The 19,693-nt window shown below is 63.7% G+C and carries 10 protein-coding genes and 1 riboswitch; of the genes, 8 read left to right on the top strand and 2 right to left on the bottom strand.

The window, feature by feature from the left end:
* Positions 1-13: 13 nt before the first annotated feature.
* Both Q5H93_RS08790 and moaC read right to left on the bottom strand, forming a co-directional pair.
* A complete protein-coding gene (locus Q5H93_RS08790; RefSeq protein WP_305006143.1) occupies positions 14-1,195 on the bottom strand; it encodes an NTP transferase domain-containing protein in 1,182 nt (393 codons plus the stop codon).
* 6 nt (positions 1,196-1,201) lie between these two features.
* Positions 1,202-1,675, bottom strand: a complete 474-nt coding sequence (moaC, locus tag Q5H93_RS08785; protein WP_305006142.1) for a cyclic pyranopterin monophosphate synthase MoaC — start codon at positions 1,673-1,675, stop codon at positions 1,202-1,204.
* Between the two features lie 189 nt (positions 1,676-1,864).
* Between moaC and Q5H93_RS08780 the strand changes: the two genes are divergently transcribed.
* From Q5H93_RS08780 to Q5H93_RS08745, 8 genes are all read left to right on the top strand, one after another.
* Entirely contained in the window at positions 1,865-3,067 is a 1,203-nt protein-coding gene (locus Q5H93_RS08780; protein ID WP_305006141.1) for a molybdopterin molybdotransferase MoeA, read from the top strand.
* A 348-nt stretch (positions 3,068-3,415) separates the two neighbouring features.
* The gene (locus tag Q5H93_RS08775) at positions 3,416-8,986 is read left to right on the top strand and encodes a T9SS type A sorting domain-containing protein (RefSeq protein ID WP_305006140.1); all 5,571 of its coding nucleotides are present in this window, start codon (positions 3,416-3,418) and stop codon (positions 8,984-8,986) included.
* 74 nt (positions 8,987-9,060) lie between these two features.
* A riboswitch (SAM riboswitch) is annotated at positions 9,061-9,170 on the top strand.
* Between the two features lie 71 nt (positions 9,171-9,241).
* A complete protein-coding gene (gene metH, locus Q5H93_RS08770) occupies positions 9,242-13,057 on the top strand; it encodes a methionine synthase (RefSeq protein ID WP_305006139.1) in 3,816 nt (1,271 codons plus the stop codon).
* 100 nt (positions 13,058-13,157) lie between these two features.
* The gene (metF, locus tag Q5H93_RS08765) at positions 13,158-14,114 is read left to right on the top strand and encodes a methylenetetrahydrofolate reductase [NAD(P)H] (RefSeq protein ID WP_305006138.1); all 957 of its coding nucleotides are present in this window, start codon (positions 13,158-13,160) and stop codon (positions 14,112-14,114) included.
* Positions 14,115-14,290: 176 nt separating this feature from the next.
* Complete coding sequence (locus tag Q5H93_RS08760) at positions 14,291-14,872, top strand: energy transducer TonB (protein WP_305006137.1); 582 nt, start codon at positions 14,291-14,293, stop codon at positions 14,870-14,872.
* Positions 14,873-14,930: 58 nt separating this feature from the next.
* Entirely contained in the window at positions 14,931-15,473 is a 543-nt protein-coding gene (locus Q5H93_RS08755; protein WP_305006136.1) for a hypothetical protein, read from the top strand.
* A 69-nt stretch (positions 15,474-15,542) separates the two neighbouring features.
* On the top strand, positions 15,543-16,682 hold the full coding sequence (locus Q5H93_RS08750) for a PA14 domain-containing protein (RefSeq protein WP_305006135.1): 1,140 nt from the start codon (positions 15,543-15,545) through the stop codon (positions 16,680-16,682).
* A 414-nt stretch (positions 16,683-17,096) separates the two neighbouring features.
* On the top strand, positions 17,097-19,631 hold the full coding sequence (locus Q5H93_RS08745) for a DUF5686 and carboxypeptidase-like regulatory domain-containing protein (protein ID WP_305006134.1): 2,535 nt from the start codon (positions 17,097-17,099) through the stop codon (positions 19,629-19,631).
* Positions 19,632-19,693: the final 62 nt, after the last annotated feature.

The raw sequence follows: 19,693 nt of genomic DNA, 5'->3' as shown, positions 1-19,693 counted from the left end.
GGAGCCGCACGATTCAAATCCCTCTTTTTTGGAGAGGGGGCCGGGGGGTGAGGTCCCGCTCGGCCTCCGCCCGCTCTTCCGGCGTATTCACATTGCGCAAGTCGTCCGGCGCGGGCGGCTGAATAACTGCGGTATCCGAGTTTATCAGCGCCTTGCGCGGGCAGGAGTAGCCCAAGCTTAGAAACCGCAGCAGCTGTCCGTAGCTCCGCGGCTCCCAGATGGTGACGAGCGGCTCGGGAAAGTCATTCCAGGGGCTCTGGAAAGCGGTGGCGAACCGGCCCGGCTGGCGGTTGTCAACCAGAAACTGCAGCGTTTCTGGCGTCAGAAAGGGCAGGTCGCAGGCCAGCACCAGCCAGGCCGCATTCGGGTCGAGCTGAAAGGCGGAAAGCAAGCCGCCCAGCGGCCCCAGGCCCAGGAAAGTATCGGGCAGCGGCATGAGGCCGGCAGCCTCGACTTCAGCGGCCTGGTCGGGCCGGCAGGACACGCGCACGTCGGTGCAGAACGGGGCCAGCAGCGCGGCGGTGTGCTGGCGCTGGTCGGTGCCGTGGTAGCGCAGGCTGCCCTTATCGGTGTGCATCCGCTCGCTGCGGCCACCGGCCAGCACCAGGCCGCGCAGGGGCGGCACAGCGGCGGCATACCAGCGGTGAATGAAGGCGGCAATGGCCGGCGCATCGGCCAGGGGCAGCACGGGCGGCGCAGCCCCGGCCAGGTGTTGCGTGAGCACGGCGGGCAGCTCCGTCTGGCCCTCGGCCAGCAGCACCAGCTGCACGTCGGAGAGGCGGTCGAGCTTCTTGTCCAGCGGCTTGCGTGGGTCGATGATGACAATTTGCTGGCGGGCGCGGAAGTGGTTGCCGTTCGCCAGCACCAGGCTTTCGTGGGCCAGCAGCTCGGGCTGCGAGAACTTGTCCAGCGGGCGCCGGGTGTTGAGCTGGCGGTAGTGGATTTTATCCACCAGCTCAGCCGATAAGCCGCCCGCCTGCACTGGTTTGGGCGCTTCTTCGGCGTCGCCGGTGGCGTGGTCGGCGTCGACGTAGGCCACGCGTAATTCCGGGTTCAGGTGTGGCAGCAGCTGCGCTACCAGCCGCTGAATATCGCCGCAGGGCGCGCCCAGAATAGCCAGCTCGTGACGGCCAAATTCGCCTATAGTCGGGCGGGCCAGGGTGGCGTGTTTCGGGCGCTTGGGTTGAGAGTCCATCCGCAATTAAGAACGTAAAAAGTCGCGCTTGCCGCCGGTTTTTTCCACCAGCTGCACGCCCGTGATGGTGATATCGTGCGAAAAAGCCTTACACATGTCGTAGATAGTGAGGGCCGCCACGCTGGCCCCGGTGAGAGCTTCCATCTCCACGCCGGTGCGGCCAGTGACCACGGCCGTGCATTCCACGCGCAGGGCGTCGGGGCCGTCGGGCTCGATGCTGACGCGGCAGTCGTCGAGCCCCAGCGGATGGCAGAGGGGGATGAGGTCGGCCGTTTTTTTGGCACCCATGATGCCCGCCAGGATGGCCGTCTGGATAACCGGGCCTTTGTGCGTGGGCAGCTCGCCGGCCTGCACGCGGCTCAGCAGCTCGGGGCCCAGCACCACGCGGCAGTGCGCGCGGGCCAAGCGGCGGGTAGGTGCTTTGGGGCCGACATCGACCATTGTGGGCTGGCCGGCAGCATTAATATGAGTGAAAGACATTTGCTTGCAATTAATAATTGAAACCCAGCGCCCGCCACTGGCGCAGCCCACTAACGGGCACTGCTCAGCAAGCTAAGCGGAAACAAAGCTACGCCCGTACCTTCCCGATGGTTGGTTTAGCCTGGTTCCGGCTGCCTCAACCAATTTTATTCTTCATTACTCACTGTCAATTGCTAACTACCAAAACCCATGCTTTCCGTTGCCGAAGCTTTTGCCCGCGTGCTGGCCACTATCCGGCCCTTGCCTACTGAAACGGTGCCGCTGGCCCAGTCCGCCGGCCGCATTTTAGTTGAAAATTTGCACGCCGACCGCGACTTTCCGCCCTTCGACCGCGTGGCGATGGACGGCATTGCCCTGCGCCACGCCGCCTGGGCCGCCGGCCAGACGGAGTTTGCGCTGGAAGGCGCGCAGTATGCCGGCGCGCCAGCCGTGCCGCTGCAAAACTCCCAGGCCGCCATCGAGGCCATGACCGGCGCCGTGCTGCCGCCTGGCACCGATGTAGTGGTGCGCTACGAAGACCTGGCAATCAGCAATGGCCGCGCCCGCATCCGGATTCCGCCCCTGGCGCCCGGCACCAACATTCACCCCCGCGCCGCCGACCGCCGCCAGGGCGACCTGCTGCTGCCGGCCGGCACTCGCCTGGGCCCGGCCGAGGTGGCCGTGGCCGCCACCGTGGGCGCCGCCCGGGTGCGGGTGCAGCGCCGCCCCCGCGTGGCGCTGGTGAGCACCGGCGACGAGCTGGTGCCCGTGGACGCCACGCCCCTGCCCCACCAGATTCGGCGCTCCAACACCTACGCCCTGGCCGCGCTGTTCGCCCTCGACGGGGCCGACTGCACCACGTTTTACTTTCCCGACGACCTGCCCGGCCTGCGCCAGGGCCTGCCCGCGCTGCTCGGCGGTGCTTTCGATGCCGTGGTTTTCAGCGGGGCGGTAAGCCAGGGGAAGGCCGATTTTTTGCCGGGCGTGCTGCGCGAGCTGGGCGTGCGCGAGATTTTTCACGGCGTGGCGCAGCGGCCGGGCAAGCCGCTGTGGTTTGGCGAGGTGGCGGGCGGGCCGGTGGTGTTTGGGCTGCCCGGCAACCCGGTTTCGACGCTGGTGACGGCGGCCCGCTACGTGCGGCCCTGGCTGCAAAGCAGTGAGCAGCCCAGCCGCTCGATGCCGCCATCGGTAGCTGCCCTGGCCGAAGCGGTAAGTTTTCGGCCGGCCCTGACGCACTTCCTGCTGGTGCGGCTGCGGGCTGACGCCCAAGCCCGTTTATGCGCCGAGCCGCGACCGGCGGGCGGCTCCGGCGATTTGGCGGGGTTGCTTGACGCAGATGGCTTTGTGGAGCTGCCGGCCGATATGACAGATTTTCCGAAGGGCAGTATCTGGCCCCTATGGTTATTCAAGTAATTTACAACCAATAATTTACTTATAAACTATCATCATGCCGACGTTGTTCTAACTACATTTTTCCTACAAAATTCATTGACTGCAAACCTTTGGGGAAAATAAATTCTCAACAAAAACTCGCATTTACAGCATAGTTTGCTTACCTTGAACATTCTTTCGGGGGCTGGCGCAGCCGCTTTGCGGCCTCGTTGCCAACGAGCTGGATTTTTTCAGTTGCTTTTTTTCATTTCTCACCTCACCCTTTTTATGAAAAAAAACTTACTTACCGGGGTGGCTTCCTTGCTTGGCAGGCCATCTCATGCTCGCACCACAGGTCACTGGGGCCAACGGCTGCTACTGGCAGCGGCCGTGCTGCTGCCAACCCTAGGGCAGGCCCAGGTCAACCTCTACACCTTTAATCAGGGCCCCGGCACCTACACGCCCATTACGGGCGGCACGGTGGCGGGCACGGCCACGGCTGGCTCCAACTTTTCGCTGGATGACAGCAACTTCACGCTGGCAGCAGGTACCATTCCGTTCACATTCACTTTCAACGGCACAGGCTATACTGGCCTGGTCATCAACACCAACGGCTACATCACGTTTGGCACTACAGCCCCAGACGTCAGTGGTTATTCCCCCATTTCGGCTACGACTGGCTACGCAGGCGCGGTAGCAGCCATTGGGCATGACTTGGTGGGCGACGCCACAGCGGCCACCCTTGGGCAGATTCGCTACGAGACGGTGGGCACGGCGCCGAACCGGAGCTTCGTCATCCAGTACAGCAATTTCAAGCGCTATACATCTAGTATTCAGGCGGACAACCTCAATTTTCAGATTCGGCTGAACGAGACGAACAACACCATCAACTTCGTCTACAATACCCCTACCGTAGCCGCGACTTCCACCGGCCTGCCTCAGGTGGGGTTGCGGGGTGCGTCCAACGCGGCCTATAACAACCGCACGACGACCACCAATTGGAGTGCCAGCACAGCCGGCACTACCAACGCAGCCACGATGACGCTGAGCAACACGGTGAAACCAGCCAGCGGCCTCACGTACACCTTCACGCCGCCGGCCCCCTGCACGGCCCCGCCCACGGCGGGCACGGCCGTGGCTAGCGTACCCAACGGCTGCACTTCTATCGCCAGCACCACTATTTCCCTCACCGGCTCGGCTACGGGCACGGGCGTGACGTACCAGTGGCAGCAGTCGGCGACGGGGGTGGCAGGCTCTTTCACCAATGCCAGCGGCACCAGCACCAACGCTACCTACACCGCCACGAGCGTTACCTCGACCACGTACTACCAGGCCATCGTGACCTGTTCGGGTCAATCGGCTACCTCCACGCCCGTGCAGGTCACGGTGAATTCGGCCATCCCCGCCTACGCGGCGCTGCCCGTAACGCAAGGCTTTGAAAGCTGGATTAGCCGTTGCGGCAACTTGGAAGTGCCCGGCGCCAACTGGCGCGCCACGCCCATCACCGGCGATAACGCTTGGCGGCGTAACGACCAAGGCTTTACCACGGCCGGCTGGCGCTACCCCGCCGATGAACCGGCCCCCTACCTGGTGAGCAGCAGCCAGGGCAGCTATTCGGCCCGCTTCCACAGCTTTGGCACCGCCAGTGGCGGCATCGGTTCGCTGGATTTGTTTGTGGACCTGAGCGCCGCCGGCACCAAGACGCTGACCTTCGACTATATCAACCCCACCGGCACCGACAAGCTGGATATATTGCTAAGCTCCGACGGGGGAGCCAATTTTAGCGCTACTCCGCTGCTGACGCTGACTACGGCCAGCGCTTTCGGCGGCCAGTCCATCACGTTTACCGGCACGTCGGCCACCAGCGTGGTTCGCTTCCGGGCTACTTCCGACTTCGGCAACGATGACCTTGGCATCGACAACCTGCTTCTGCGGGTAACCCCGGCCTGCCCGGGTGTGGCTTTCTCGCCCACTACCAGCATCACCAGCACCGGCGCCACCATCAACTTTGCGGCGGTGACCGGTGCTACCGACTACACCGTCAGCTACTCGCCTGGTGGCGGCTCGCAAACGGTGACCAACGCGGGTGCCGTGCCCCTGACCGGCCTGCAGCCCTACACTGTGTACACTGTCACCGTCACTACCAACTGCGGCGGTGGGCAGAGCGGCACCGCTACCACCAGCTTCCGCACCGGCATCGGCAACGATGAGTGCAGCGGCGCGGTGGCCCTGACACCGGGTGCCCCGGGTGCCAGTTGCAGCGCAGCTACGTACACCACCAGCGGCGCCACGGCTTCCACCGTCACCAGCCCCTGTACTACCATCACCGACGGTGATGTATGGTTCTCGTTCGTGGCCAGCGGCTCGCGCCACACCATCACGGTGGTGCCCACGTTCGACTTCGACGCCGTGATTGAGTTGCGCAGCGGTAGCTGCCCCGGCACCAACGTGAGCTGCCAGAACGCCTCCGCCAGCGGTGGCGGCGCGGGCACGGAGGCCCTGATAGCCAGCGGTCTAACCAGCGGCCAGACGTACCTCGTGCGCGTGTACAGCGCCATTGCCGGCGCTGGCAGCGGCAATTTCGATATCTGCATCACCACGCCGCCCAACCTGCCCTGCGCCCAGGTGACCAACGCCGCCGTAACCACGGCCAGCGGCACGGCCACGGCCAGCACCGGCGAACTTACGTTCACGCCGGCAGCGGGTGCCACCGACTACCTGCTCACCCTGGCCCCTACGGCCGGCGGCACCACCAGCACCGCCACCGTCACCAGTAGCCCCGTAAGCCTGAGCGGACTGACGCCCAACACTTCTTATACTATTACCATCAGCACGAACTGCACGAATGGTGGTGTGTCGAACCCCGTATCGGTAGTATTTACTTCGGCCGCCGCGCCCATTGCGCCAGCTAACGACAACCCGACCGGGGCCATTGCCCTGACGGTCGCCTCTACCTGCACGCCCACCAGCGGCACCAACGTAGGTGCCACCACCACCACTCCCGCTGGCTATACCAATCCCGGCACCTGCGGTGTTGCCATCAACCCGATTGATGTGTGGTACTCGTTCACGACCGCCGCTGCTGGTGCGGGAAGCACCGGCGCTGTCCTCACCGTAACCGGCAATCCGGCAGGTCTCGTGCGCGTGTTCTCATCGACCGGGGGCGCAGCTGGTCCGTTCACGCAGGTGGCCTGCTCGGCGGGCTCCACCAACAATACCGTGGCTCCGGCCCTGACGGTAACCGGCCTGACCGCCAGCACCACCTACTACGTATCGGTATCAGGCTACGGCTCCGGCGACACAACGGGCAGCTTCACTATCTGCGCTACGCTGCCGCCTAGCTGTTCGCCCCCGACGGGTGTAGCGGTAAGCAGCATTACTACCACCACGGCCAGCGTAACCTTCACGGGCAATGGCACAGGCAACACCAGCTACACCGCCACGGCCACGCCCGCCACGGGCAGCCCCGTAACGGCTACTGGTACGGCCACGCCCATTGCCCTGACCGGCCTCACCCCTGGCGTCACGTATAGCCTCGTGCTGGCGGGTAACTGCGGCGCCGCCGGTGCGGCTGCCCCGGTCTCGTTCACCACGACAGGCCTGCCGCCTACCAACGACCTGTGCACCGGTGCTACTACCATTACCTGCGGCCAAACCCTCAACGGCACCACTGTAAACGCCACCAGCACTGGCGAACCGACGACAGCCTGCGGTAGCGACAGCAATTCTCCTTCGGCCTCGCCGAGCGTATTCTACAGCTTCGTAGGTACGGGCGACATCGTAACGGTTTCGACCTGCGGGGCCGGCACTACCATCGACACAGAGCTATTTGTGTACTCGGGCAGCTGCGGAGCTCTCACCTGCGTGAATAGCAACGACGACTTCTCGGGCTGCTCGGCCAACAGTGCGGCTTCGCAGGTGACGTTTACCAGCGTGCTCGGCACTACTTACTACTTTATGGTGCAGCGCTACAGCTCAACCAGTGCCGTCGGGGCATTTGCCCTCAGCGTAAGCTGCACCCCGGTACCCAACCTAGTAGTAAACGCGGGCAACAGCCCCTACAGCGCCTCGGGCACGTTCAACAACGTGACCATCGCCAACGGCGGCACGGCCAACCTGAGCGCCGACCTGACCGTCCTCGGCACGCTCACCATCAACGATGGCGGTACGCTGAACACGGCTGGCAGCCAGGTAGTGGGCACCGGCAACTTCGTACTGCAGGCGGGCGGCACGCTCGGCATCCGCGGCACGGCCGGCATCACGGCGGGTCCGGCCACCACCGGCGTTATTCGCAACACCGGCGCTACCCGCAGCTTCAGCCCCGACGCCAGCTACGTGTACAACGGCACGGCGGCCCAGGTGACCGGCAACGGTCTGCCCGCCACGGTGCGCAACATCACGGTGAACAACAGCGCTGGCGTTACGCTTTCGCAGGCCCTGAGCGTGCGCCAGCTGGCCCGTATGCAAAGCGGCAACCTCGCCACGAACGGCAACACCTTCACGCTGCTGTCGGTAGCTGGTCAGGGCACGGCCCTGATTGACAACACCGGCGGCCTCGTCACCGGCACCGGCACCATGCAGCGCGCCATCGACGCCACCAACCCGGCCGGCATCGGCTACCGCCACTACGCGGCCCCGGTAACCAACACCACCGTGGCCGACCTCGCCGCCGGCGCCTTCGCGCCGGTAGTGAACCCGGCTTACAACTCGGCAGTACAGCCGGGCTTCGTAACGCCGTTCCCCACCGTGTTTGGCTACGACGAAACGCGCATCGCCACCGTCACCAACAACTTCTCGGACTTCAACAAAGGCTGGGTGTCGCCCACGGCTACCTCCGACGCTATGGTTTCGGGCAAAGGCTACACCGCGAATATCCCCGACGCTACGCTGGTGGACTTCACCGGCACCTTCAAATCGGGGGCTTCGAGCAACACCGGCCTCACCCGCGGCCCCAGCCCCGAGGCTGGCTGGCACCTGCTGGGCAACCCCTACCCCAGCCCCCTCGACTGGGATTTGGTGGACAACAGCCCGGCTACCAGCCTCCCCGGCATGGACAATGCCATGTATGTGTTCCAGAGCACTGGCCAGTACACTGGTAATTACCGCTCGTACGTGAACGGCGTGGGCACTTCGCCCATTATCGACGCAGGCTCGGGCTTCTTCGTGCGGGTAGCCGCCGCCGGCACGCCCGGCAGCGTAAACCTGACCAACGCTCACCGCGTGACCACCTTCGGCCCGCAGCCGGCCTTTGGCCGCAGCAACGACGTGCGCCCGCTGCTGACGCTGAACCTGAGCGGCAACGGCCAGCAGGACGAAACCAGCGTGTACTTCGAAGCCGGCGCCACCGCCGGCCACGACTCGCAGTTTGACGCCGTGAAACGCCTCAACATGGGTACGATGTCGCTGGGCACGGCGCTCAACGGCCAGGAATTCGCTATCAACGGCTTGGCCCCGCTCACCTCGCTCGACGTGGTGCTGCCCCTCACGTTGAGCGACGCCCTGCCGGGCAGCTACACCTTCGAGGCCCCGGCGCTGCGCAACTTCGGCAGCACCACGGTATACCTGCGCGATGCCGCCACCGGCACCCAGACCATCCTGAGCCAGGGCACGCGCTACCAGTTCACGCTGGCCGCCAACGCCGGCCCCGGCCGCTTCTCGCTGCTGTTCCGCCCCACGGGCGTCACTGGCACGCGTAACGGCTTCGAGGCCGCGCAGGTGCTGCTCTACCCGAATCCCGCCCACGGGGCCTTCACCCTGAGCGTGCCAGCCGTAGCCAACGCCCGCAGCGTGCAAGCCACGCTGCTGAACGCGCTGGGCCAGCAGGTGAGCACCCGCTCGCTGCCCCTGGGCAGCACGGGCGCCGTCGCCGAGTTCAGCACGGCCAACCTCGCGGCTGGCGTGTACGTGCTGCAGCTCCGCGCTGGCGAGCAATTGGTAACGAAGCGGGTGGTGGTAGAATAACCCCTCCTGCTTTCGCCTGAAAAAGGCCCGGTGCGCTTGCACCGGGCCTTTTTTCGTGCGTACCTTCGTCGTAGCTGCTATCCAGAAAGACCGAGGGACTGGGCCCGACGACGTCTTGGCAACCTATCACGAGTAGGTGCCAACTCCCATTTCACCATTGCTTTGCGGTGAATAAAGATGACAGCCGGAACCGTGCTTCGCCGCACGGGTTTCTTTCTGGATACGCGCCGCTGTTTGCCGACCAATCCGAAAGAAATGCCCGCTACCACACTCCCCGCCCCCTCGCCCGCTCGCGCGCCCCACAGCGCCGGCGAGCTGCTACCCGCCCTGCTCCGCCAGCGCCTGCTGATTCTGGACGGCGCGATGGGCACCATGATTCAGCGCCACCCGCTGACGGAAGAGGACTTCCGGGGCCCGCGCTTTGCCAACCACTCGCACCCCCTGCGCGGCAACAACGACCTGCTCAGCCTCACCCGGCCCGACATCATCAAAGGCATCCACGCCGAATACTTCGCCGCCGGGGCCGACATGGTGGAAACCAATACCTTCTCCGGCACCACCATCGCCCAGGCCGACTACGCCCTCGAGCACGTGGTGTACGAGCTCAACTACGAATCGGCCCGCCTGGCCCGCGAGGCCGCCGACGAATACAGTACGCCCGAGCGCCCGCGCTTCGTGGCCGGCGCCATCGGCCCCACCAACCGCACCGCCTCGCTCTCGCCCGACGTCAACCGCCCCGGCTTCCGCGCCGTGACTTTCGACGAGCTTGCCACCGCCTACCACGAGCAGGTGCGCGGCCTCGTCGACGGCGGCGTCGATACCCTGCTCATCGAAACTATCTTTGACACCCTCAACGCCAAAGCCGCCCTCTACGCGGTCCAGAAGTTCTTCGACGAAGGCGGCCGCGTGGTGCCCATCATGATTTCGGGCACCATCACCGACGCCTCCGGCCGCACGCTCTCGGGCCAGACGGTGGAGGCCTTCTGGAATTCCATCCGCCACCTGCCCTTGCTAAGCGTGGGCCTGAACTGCGCCCTCGGGGCCCACCAGCTCAAGCAGTACGTGCAGGAGCTGAGTCGCATTTCCGACGTCCACATCTCGGCTTACCCCAACGCTGGCCTGCCCAACGCTTTCGGCGGCTATGATGAATCGGCCCAGGAGTTTGCAGCGCTGGTCGAGGAGTATTTGCAGGAAGGCATCGTGACGGTGGTGGGTGGCTGTTGTGGCACCACACCGCAGCACATTGCCGAGCTGGCCAAGCTGGCGGAGCGATATAAGCCGCGCCGGGCACCCCACCCCCCGACCCCCTCCCCTTTGGGAGAGGGGGAGCCGGTTATGCATGATGACGAAAATCGTCAGGCTCCTCCTCTCCCGAAGGGGAGGGGGTCGGGGGGTGGGGTGACGCGTTTGTCCGGCCTCGAACCCTTCAATATCACCCCCGCCAGCCTGTTCGTCAACGTCGGCGAGCGCTGCAACGTCACCGGCTCCCGCGCCTTTGCCCGCCTCATCCGCACCGGCGCCTACGAGGAAGCCCTCGCCGTGGCCCGTGCCCAGGTGGAAGGCGGCGCCCAGGTGCTCGACGTGAACATGGACGAAGGAATGCTCGACTCGGAGCAGGCCATGACTACCTTCCTCAACCTCATCGCCTCGGAGCCCGACATTGCCCGGGTGCCGCTGATGATTGACTCCTCGAAGTGGAGCGTGCTGGAAGCCGGCCTGAAATGCACCCAGGGCAAGCCCATCGTCAACTCTATCTCGCTGAAAGAGGGTGAGGAAGAGTTCAAAAAGCGCGCCCGCACCGTGCGCCAGTACGGCGCCGCCGTGGTGGTGATGGCCTTTGATGAAACCGGCCAGGCCGATACGCTTGAGAAGAAAATTGCCGTTTGCCAGCGTTCCTATGATATTCTGGTAAAAGAAGTTGGCTTCGCGCCCGAGGACATCATCTTCGACCCCAACATCCTGACCGTGGGCACCGGCATGGACGAGCATCGCAACTACGCGCTCGATTTCATCGAAGCCGTGCGCTGGATTAAGGCCAACCTGCCCGGCGCGCTCACCAGCGGTGGCATCAGCAACATCTCGTTTTCCTTCCGCGGCAATGATGTGGTGCGTGAGGCCATTCACTCGTCGTTCCTGCTGCACGCCATCCGGGCCGGGCTCGACATGGGCATTGTGAACCCCAGCCAGTTGGCCGTGTACGACGAGGTGCCCAAAGACCTCATGGAGTTGGTGGAAGACGTGCTACTCAACCGCCGCCCCGACGCTACCGAGCGGCTGGTGGACTTCGCCGAAACCGTCAAGCAAAAGGATAAAGTAGAGGTAGTAGCCGACGCCTGGCGCAGCCTGCCCGTGGGCGAGCGGCTGCAACACGCCCTGATTCGCGGCATTACGGAATTTATCGACCAGGATACCGAGGAAGTGCGTCAGCAGGTCGGCCGCCCGCTCGACGTCATCGAAGGCCCGCTGATGGCCGGCATGAACGTGGTCGGCGACCTGTTCGGCGCGGGCAAGATGTTCCTGCCGCAGGTAGTGAAATCGGCCCGCGTGATGAAGAAAGCCGTGGCCTACCTGGAGCCCTACCTGCAGGCCGAAAAGGCCGGCGCCGAACGCCAGACGGCCGGCAAAATCCTGTTGGCCACCGTGAAAGGCGACGTGCACGACATCGGCAAAAACATCGTGGGCGTAGTGCTGGCCTGCAACAACTTCGACATCGTAGACCTGGGCGTGATGGTGCCGCTGGAGCGCATTCTGGACGAGGCCGTGGCCCAGAAAGCCGACATTATCGGCCTCTCCGGCCTCATCACGCCCTCGCTCGATGAGATGGTATATGTGGCCCAGGCCATGAAAAAGCGCGGCCTGAAAGTGCCGCTGCTCATCGGCGGCGCCACAACGTCGCGCCTGCACACGGCCGTCAAAATCGCGCCCAGCTACGACGGCCCGGTGGTGCACGTCAACGACGCCTCGCGCTCGGTGGGCGTGGCGGCGGGCCTGCTGGGCTCGGGCAAAACAGCTTACGGCCAGACTGTAGCCGACGACTACGACGCCCTGCGCCGCGACTACGCCGGCCGCCAGCGCGACAAAAACTACCTGCCCATCGAAGCCGCCCGCGCCAACGGCGTGAAAATCGACTGGCCCACGGCACCCATCACCAGGCCCACTTTTCTGGGTACCAAAGTTTTCGACAACTACGACCTGGCCGAGCTGGCCGAATACACCGACTGGACGCCCTTCTTCCACACCTGGGAGCTGAAAGGCCGCTACCCGCGCATCCTGAGCGACGAAAACCTGGGCGAAGCGGCCACCCGGCTTTTCGAGGACGCGCAGACGATGCTCAAGCAGATTATCGACGGTAAGCTGCTCACCGCCCGCGCCGTATTGGGCTTCTGGCCCGCCAATACCGTCGGCCACGACACCATCGAAATTTACGCCGACGACGAGCGCCATGCCGTGCAAACCGAGTTTTTCACCCTGCGCCAGCAGGGCGAGAAAGGCCCCGGCGTGCCCAACATTGCCTTCTCCGACTTCCTGGCCCCAAAAGAAACCGGCCGGCAGGATTACATGGGCGGCTTCGCCGTCACCACCGGCATCGGCATCGAAAAGCTTATCGAGCAGTACGAAGCCGACCACGACGACTACTCCAGCATCATGGTGAAGGCCCTGGCCGACCGCCTCGCCGAAGCCTTCGCCGAGCGCCTGCACCAGCGCGTGCGCGAGGAATTCTGGGGCTACGCGGCGGGCGAAAACCTCAGCGGCGAAGACCTCATTCAGGAGAAATACCAGGGCGTGCGCCCGGCCCCCGGCTACCCCGGCTGCCCCGACCACACCGAGAAAATCACCCTCTTCCAACTCCTTGATGCGGAGCGCCAGACGGGCATTACCCTCACCGAAAACCTGGCCATGTACCCCACCGCCGCCGTGAGCGGCATGTACTACGCCCACCCCGATTCACGCTACTTTGGCCTCGGCAAAATCGGCCGCGACCAAGTGGCCGACATTGCCCAACGCAAGGGCATGCCGCTGGCCGAGCTGGAGCGCTGGCTAATGCCGAACCTGAACTACGAGCCGCAGTAGTAGCACGGACTTTGTAGTCCGCGAGTCCGCGCAGGCAGGATACCAGAACTTATTGACCTCACGCATTCAGGCGCGGACTACAGAGTCCACGCTACTCGCAATGAAAGTAATTGAACACCTGGCCAAAGCCCAGGGCAAAACCCTTTTCTCCTTCGAAGTGCTGCCCCCCAAAAAGGGCGAGAACATTCACAGCCTCTTCTCGAATATCGAGCCGCTGATGGAATTCAAGCCGCCCTTCATCGACGTGACTTACCACCGCGAGGAATATGTGTACCGCCAGCATACCAACGGCCTGCTGGAAAAGAAAACCGTGCGCCGCCGCCCCGGTACGGTGGGCATCTGCGCGGCCATCAAAAACCGCTTCGACGTGGACACCGTGCCGCACCTTATCTGCGGCGGCTTCACGAAGGAAGAAACTGAGAATGCGCTGATTGACTTACACTTTCTGGGTATCGACAACGTGCTGGCCCTGCGCGGCGACCCCATCAAAAGCGAAGGTCAATTCAAGCCCGAGCCCGACGGCCACGCCTACGCCTGCGACCTTATCGGTCAGATTCACAATCTCAACAAGGGCGAGTACCTGGACGAAGGCCAGGACGATACCTGGGCCACCGACTTCTGCATCGGCACGGCCGGCTACCCCGAAAAGCACTTCGAGGCGCCCAACTTCGGTTCCGATATCCGCTTTCTGAAGCACAAGGTGGACCGTGGCGCGCAGTACATCGTGACGCAGATGTTTTTCGACAACGAGGAGTTCTTCAAGTTTGAGCGGCGCTGCCGCGAGGCGGGCATCACGGTGCCCATCATTCCGGGCCTGAAGCCGCTTACCACTAAAGGCCAGCTCACGGCCCTGCCGCGCAGCTTCTACCTCAATTTGCCCGAGCCGCTGGTGGAGGCCATCAGCCAGTGCCGCGACAACGAGGCGGCCCGCGCCGTGGGCATCGAGTGGTGCCTCAACCAAAGCCGCGAACTGATGGCCCACGGCGTGCCTTGCTTGCACTATTATTCGATGGGTAAATCGGAGAGTATTCGGCGGGTGGCGGCTGAATTATTCTAATTTCCGTTTTTAGCCAGAACATTATCTGCGCTACTGCTCATGCAGAAAGCGGCAGCTCGCAGGTAACCGCCTGCAATCGATTTGGTACTTTGCAAGTGGGCCTAGTATCTTTCAGAAAGTTGGCCTGATTTTTCGGAATCCGGTTGGCTACTTGCGGGCCTTCACCTATTCTATCTATGAAAAATCCCACCCTTGCAGGTCTTAGCCTGCTGCTCACGTGTGCCGCGTTTCCGGGTATGGCGCAGAAGCTGTACACCTCGGAATGGGAAAGCGGCATACTGGAAAAAAAGACCAAAGTCGGCGTTTGGGAATACTTCAGCTACACGCCCTCGAAGCGGCAGGTGGTGGTGCAGCGCTACGACCATACGGCCAATAAGCTGGTGTATTATCGTCCGATTTCCGAGACGTATTACAACATTGAAGTCCGCCCCGGGCAGTGGACGCGCCGCCTGGTCGACCAGCCGCCGCTTTACATCGGCGGCGACCCGGCGCTGGCCAATTACACCACCAAGCTCAACTATCCCTCGGCAGCGCAGGAGCGTAACATTCAGGGCCGTGTAATTATCAGCTTCACGCTTGATACGCTGGGCCATGCCACCAACCACAAGGTGCTACGCGGCATCGGCGGCGGCTGCGATGAAGAGGCCATGCGGGTGGCGCGCACCATTCCGGACCAGTGGATTCCGGCCCGCGTGGGCCCGCGGGCCGTGCCGGTCGAGTATGAGCTGCCGCTCACGTTCCGGCTGGCGGCGCCATAAGTAGCGGCACCTTTGGCCGGCAGCCTGCGTATTGGCAGTTGGTCATTCTTTCTTTATCATGCGTTTTCCTTCGATTCTAGCGGCTAACTCCCTACTCGCTCTCAGCTTATTACTTACGGCCTGCGACTCGACTCCGCGCGAGCGGCAGGCGGCCGTGCGCAAGGAAGTGAAGGAGCTGGACACCCTGGCCCGCACCGGCACCCGCAAGCTGGCCCGCCTTGGCAAGGGCGCTGCCCAGTACCGCGCCGCCGCCCGCGCGCGCCGCGCTGCGCCGCTCGACCCGCAGCAGGAAAGAAAGATGGAAAAGGCCCTGCTGGGCACCGCCGACCGCATTCCGGGCCTCACCCCCGGCACCATTGCCGAAGCCTACGCTCAGCTGGTGCGCGAAACCCGCACCCGCCGCCCCACCTGGACGGAACGCGACTGGGACTACGCCCGCAACGTGTATCAGCGGCTGAACGCGCAGTTGAAAACCATCCGCCTCGACCTGCCAGCCCGCGACGAGCTCCGCATCCGCACGCGGCAGGCCGAGTTTGTGGCCCTGCAGGCCGGCCACACGGCCAAGGAAATAAATGCCAATGCCAGGCAACTGCCACAATAAGCGCGGCATCCATGAGGTTGTACCATGCCGCTCAGCGGCGCGATGGTGTCACCAGCCCGCTTTTCACTCATGCATTATCTGTCTCATTCATTTCTGTTTGGATGTTTGATATTGGCCGCCGGCACCGCCCGGGCCCAGGCCCCGGTGGGCGACGGGCTGCTGGCGCAATATTATGATGGCGAGAACTTTGAGCGCGTGATGTACGTGCGCCACGACCCCAGCATCAATTTTGACTGGGGGCACGGCGAGCCCGCGCCGGGCCTGCCGGTCGAGTATTTTTCGGTGCGCTGGTCGGGCTGGCTGGTGCCACCGACGACGGGCCGCTACATCTTCCACGTGACCGTGGACGACGGGATGCGCGTCTGGCTCAATGACAAGCGCGTATTCAGCTCCTGGATACCCCAGCAGATATCTAACTACACCTTCAGCGTGGACCTGAAAGCCGGCGAACCCTACCGCCTGCGCGTCGACTACTTTCAGAACATCCTCGACACCCGCGCCCAACTCACCTGGGAAATTCCCAACCAACCCAAGCCCGAAGCCACCTGGCGCAACGGCTGGGGCACGCTGGAATCGGCCCCGGCGGCGGTGCCGATTTCATCGCGCTACCTTTTTAGTAAAGACCCGGCCAAGCTGCTGGCCAAGCCTGCCCCGGCCCCGAAGCCAGCGCCAGCTGTGGCGAAGCCGGCCGTGATAAAACCCACACCGCCACCAGCGCCAGCGCCGCGCCCGGCAACCAGCCCCCGCATTGCCAGCCCGCCCGCGCCGCGCCCGGCAACTCCCGCCCCAACGCCGGTTCCGGCACCTGCCGCCGCGGCTCCCACGGCCGCTACCGACTCGGCCGGCGCCCGGGTGGCGCGGCTGGTCGATGGCGAGTCGGTGACGCTGCCCGACTTGTACTTTGAACAGGGCAAGGCCCAGCTGCTGCCCGCCGCCCGCACCGCCCTCGACGCCCTCGCGCAGGCCCTCAGCCCCCGGCCCAGCCTGCGCCTCGAAGTGCAGGGCCATACCGACAACGTGGGCAACGCCGAGCTAAACCGTCAGCTTTCGCAGCAGCGCGCTGAAGCCGTGTGCCTTTACCTCACGGCCCACGGCGTAGCCAGCGAGCAGCTACGCCCGGTGGGCTACGGCGGCACTAGGCCCGTAGCTGATAACGCCGACCTCACGCAGCGTCCCAAAAACCGGCGCGTAGTGCTGGTGCGTCTATAGGGACTTGGCCTTATAAAACCAAAACGTCATGCGGCGCGCAGCAACTGGCTTGTAGCGGTAGGCCCAATACGAATTTACCGCCCCACGCGAGCTGCTGCGCGGCGGGCGGCATGACGTTCTGAAGTTTCTGCCAATTCTCGAAGCCTCAATTGGCGACAAGGCAACTCATCCGGCTGGCAGAGAGTCATCTTGGTGATTGCGCGATTATTCGACAGTCTGGGAGGTGACTGGCAGGAATAAATTTGTCGCTCTACACTAGCTAACGGGCATGGTATCAAGAGCGCCGCCGGAACTACGGAAAAACCAGTATTTTTCGCAATCGGTCCCGGAACTACTTGCAGCCGCATTAGGCTTTCCGTAACTTGCGGACCCACCGCACTTTTCCGTCCATCTCGCTCGCCCTTTTTTCCCCGTATGAGACTATTGGCTTCGCTGTTGCTGGTATGCCTTATTGCGCTACCTGCGGCTGCCCAGCGCATCCTGATAACCGGCCAGGTGGTGGAGGCCGTGAGCGGGGAGCCCGTGCCGTTCGCTTCGGTATTTGTGCCGCAGGTGAACACCGGCGTAACCGCCGACATGGAGGGAAAGTTTAAGCTCAGCCTTAGCAGCCCGGCCGACTCTATTGCAGCCTCGGCGCTGGGCTTTGCCACCATGCGGCGCAAGCTGAGCACTGCCCCGCAGCAAACGGTGCTGTTTCGGCTGAAAGCGGGCGGCGTGTCGCTGGCCGAAGTAGTGGTGCGGCCCGGCGAAAACCCGGCCTTCCGCATTCTGCGCGAAGTGCAGAAACACAAACCCCAGAACGAGCGCGAGGCCCTGACGGCCGCCGAGTTCGATTCCTATAACCGCATCGAAGTAAGCCTGGCCGAGCTGCCGCCCCGCATTGCCAAGCGCAAGGTGGTGAAAGACATTCGGGCGCTGGCCGTGCGCCAGGGCGCCGCCGCCGTGTCGGACCCCGACGCGCCGCTGCCGCTGTTTGCCTCGGAAGTGGGCTCGCGGGCCTACCAGCGCTACGAGCCGCTGCGGCGCCGCGAAGACATCAAGCACCGGCAGGTGCGCGGGGCCGGCCCCCGCGAAGGCTCCATTCTGTCGCAGCTGCTGGGGTCCAACCTCCAGAACATCAACTTTTATCCCAACTGGCAAAACATCGGGGGCAAAGACTTCATTTCGCCCATTGCCGAAGGCGGCCGCCTAAGCTACGACTATGAGCTGCTGGACTCGGTGTTCGTCGACAAAGACTGGTGCTACAAGATTGCCGTGACGCCCAAGCGCACGCATGACCTGGCTTTTCGGGGCACCATGTGGGTGACGGCCGAAAGCTACGCCCTGCGCCGCATCGACGTGACCGCCAGCTCGGAAGCCAACCTCAATTTCATCACCGACCTGCGGGTATTTCAGGACCTGACGCCGCCCGCTCAGGGGCCGGGGCTGCCCGCCCGCACCCGCCTGGTGTTCGGCATCAAGCCCTACGAAGGACAGGCGGCCATGCGGGTACGCTTCACCACGGTCAATTCCAACTTCGTGCGCAACCAGCCCCACGAGGGCGGTTTCTATGATGCGCCGATGGCGCCCGTACAGCCCGAAAGCGACGAACTGGCCGGCCAGCTCGCGGCCGACGGCTCCGGGCAAGGCTACTTCGACCTACACCGGCCCGACACGCTGAGCCTGGCCGAGCGCCAGACCTTTGCCGTGCTCGACTCGGCCAAGCAACTGCCCTCGGTGCGCAACACGCTCGACTGGATTGAGTTGTTTGTGAATGGTTACAAGCGCGTGGGCAAGTTTGAGCTGGGCCCGATTATCAGCACCTACGCCCGTAATAATTTTGAGGGCCACCGCTTCCGGCTGGGCTTCCGCACGACGCCCGAAATCAGCCGTAACTGGCTGCTGCAGGGCTACGTGGCCTACGGCACCAAGGACGGTCTGTTTAAGTACGGCGGCAAGCTCAACCGCATCATCGAGCGCAAGCACTGGACGGTGGCGGGCGTGGAATACCGCCACGACATTGAGCAGGTGGCGCTGCTCGACAACGACTTTCTGCCCGACAACAACCTGTTCACGGCCGCTTCGCGCTCGGGCAATTTCATCCAGGGCCGGCCGGTGCTGCGCGATTTACTAACCTTCTCGCTGCAACGCGACCTGTTTCACGGCTTTACGCAAACCATTTACCTACGGCATCAGCGCTTCCAGCCCGAGCACGACTTCGCCTTCACCGATAATCCGAACCAGAACCCGGGCCCGGGCAACCCACTGCGCCGCAATTTCATGCTGTCGGAAGTGGTGCTCGAGTCGCGCTACGCGCCCGACGAAAACCGGGTGCAGAGCGACCTGCGGCGGCGCGTCATCGGCCTGCGCCGCTGGCCGGTGTGGACGTTCCGCTACACGGCCGGCGCCAACCGCTTTCTGGGTAGCAACTTTAAGTACAACAAGTTCAATCTGGTGATGGACCATAGCGTGAACGTGGGTCAGCTAGGCCGCCTTAACTATCGCCTAGAGGGAAGCTATATTCCCAGCACCGTGCCCTACCCCATCCTGAAAGCCCCGCTGGGCAACCAGACCCCCTTCCTCAACTTCAACGCCTTCAATCTAATGCGTTACTTTGAGTTTGTCACTGACCGCTCGGTATCGCTGCGTCTGGAACACCATTTTGAAGGGCTATTTCTGAATGCCATTCCCGGCATCCGCAGCCTGAACTGGCGCCTGGTGGCCTCCACCAACGTACTCTACGGCGGCCTGTCGACGGCCAATCGTACTATCCTGCCGCCCTTCGACCCCGACGGGCACCCGCTCACGCCGCCGCAAAGCCTGGACAAGCTGCCATACGTGGAGGTCAGCTACGGGCTGGAAAACATCTTTAAGGTAGTGCGCGTCGATTTCCTGCACCGCCTGACCTACCGCGACCTGCCCAACGCCAACAACTTTGGAGTGAAAGTGGGCTTCCAATTCCGACTGTGATTTCAGGCAGTTGTAGAGACGCGACCCTTCGCGCCTCTACTAAGTTTTGCCCGACCTTTGGG

Source organism: Hymenobacter aranciens (assembly GCF_030580865.1).
In the GTDB taxonomy this organism is placed as follows: domain Bacteria; phylum Bacteroidota; class Bacteroidia; order Cytophagales; family Hymenobacteraceae; genus Hymenobacter; species Hymenobacter aranciens.
The sequence above is the reverse complement of the archived record's forward strand: the minus strand, read 5'-3'. Positions and strand labels throughout refer to the sequence as shown.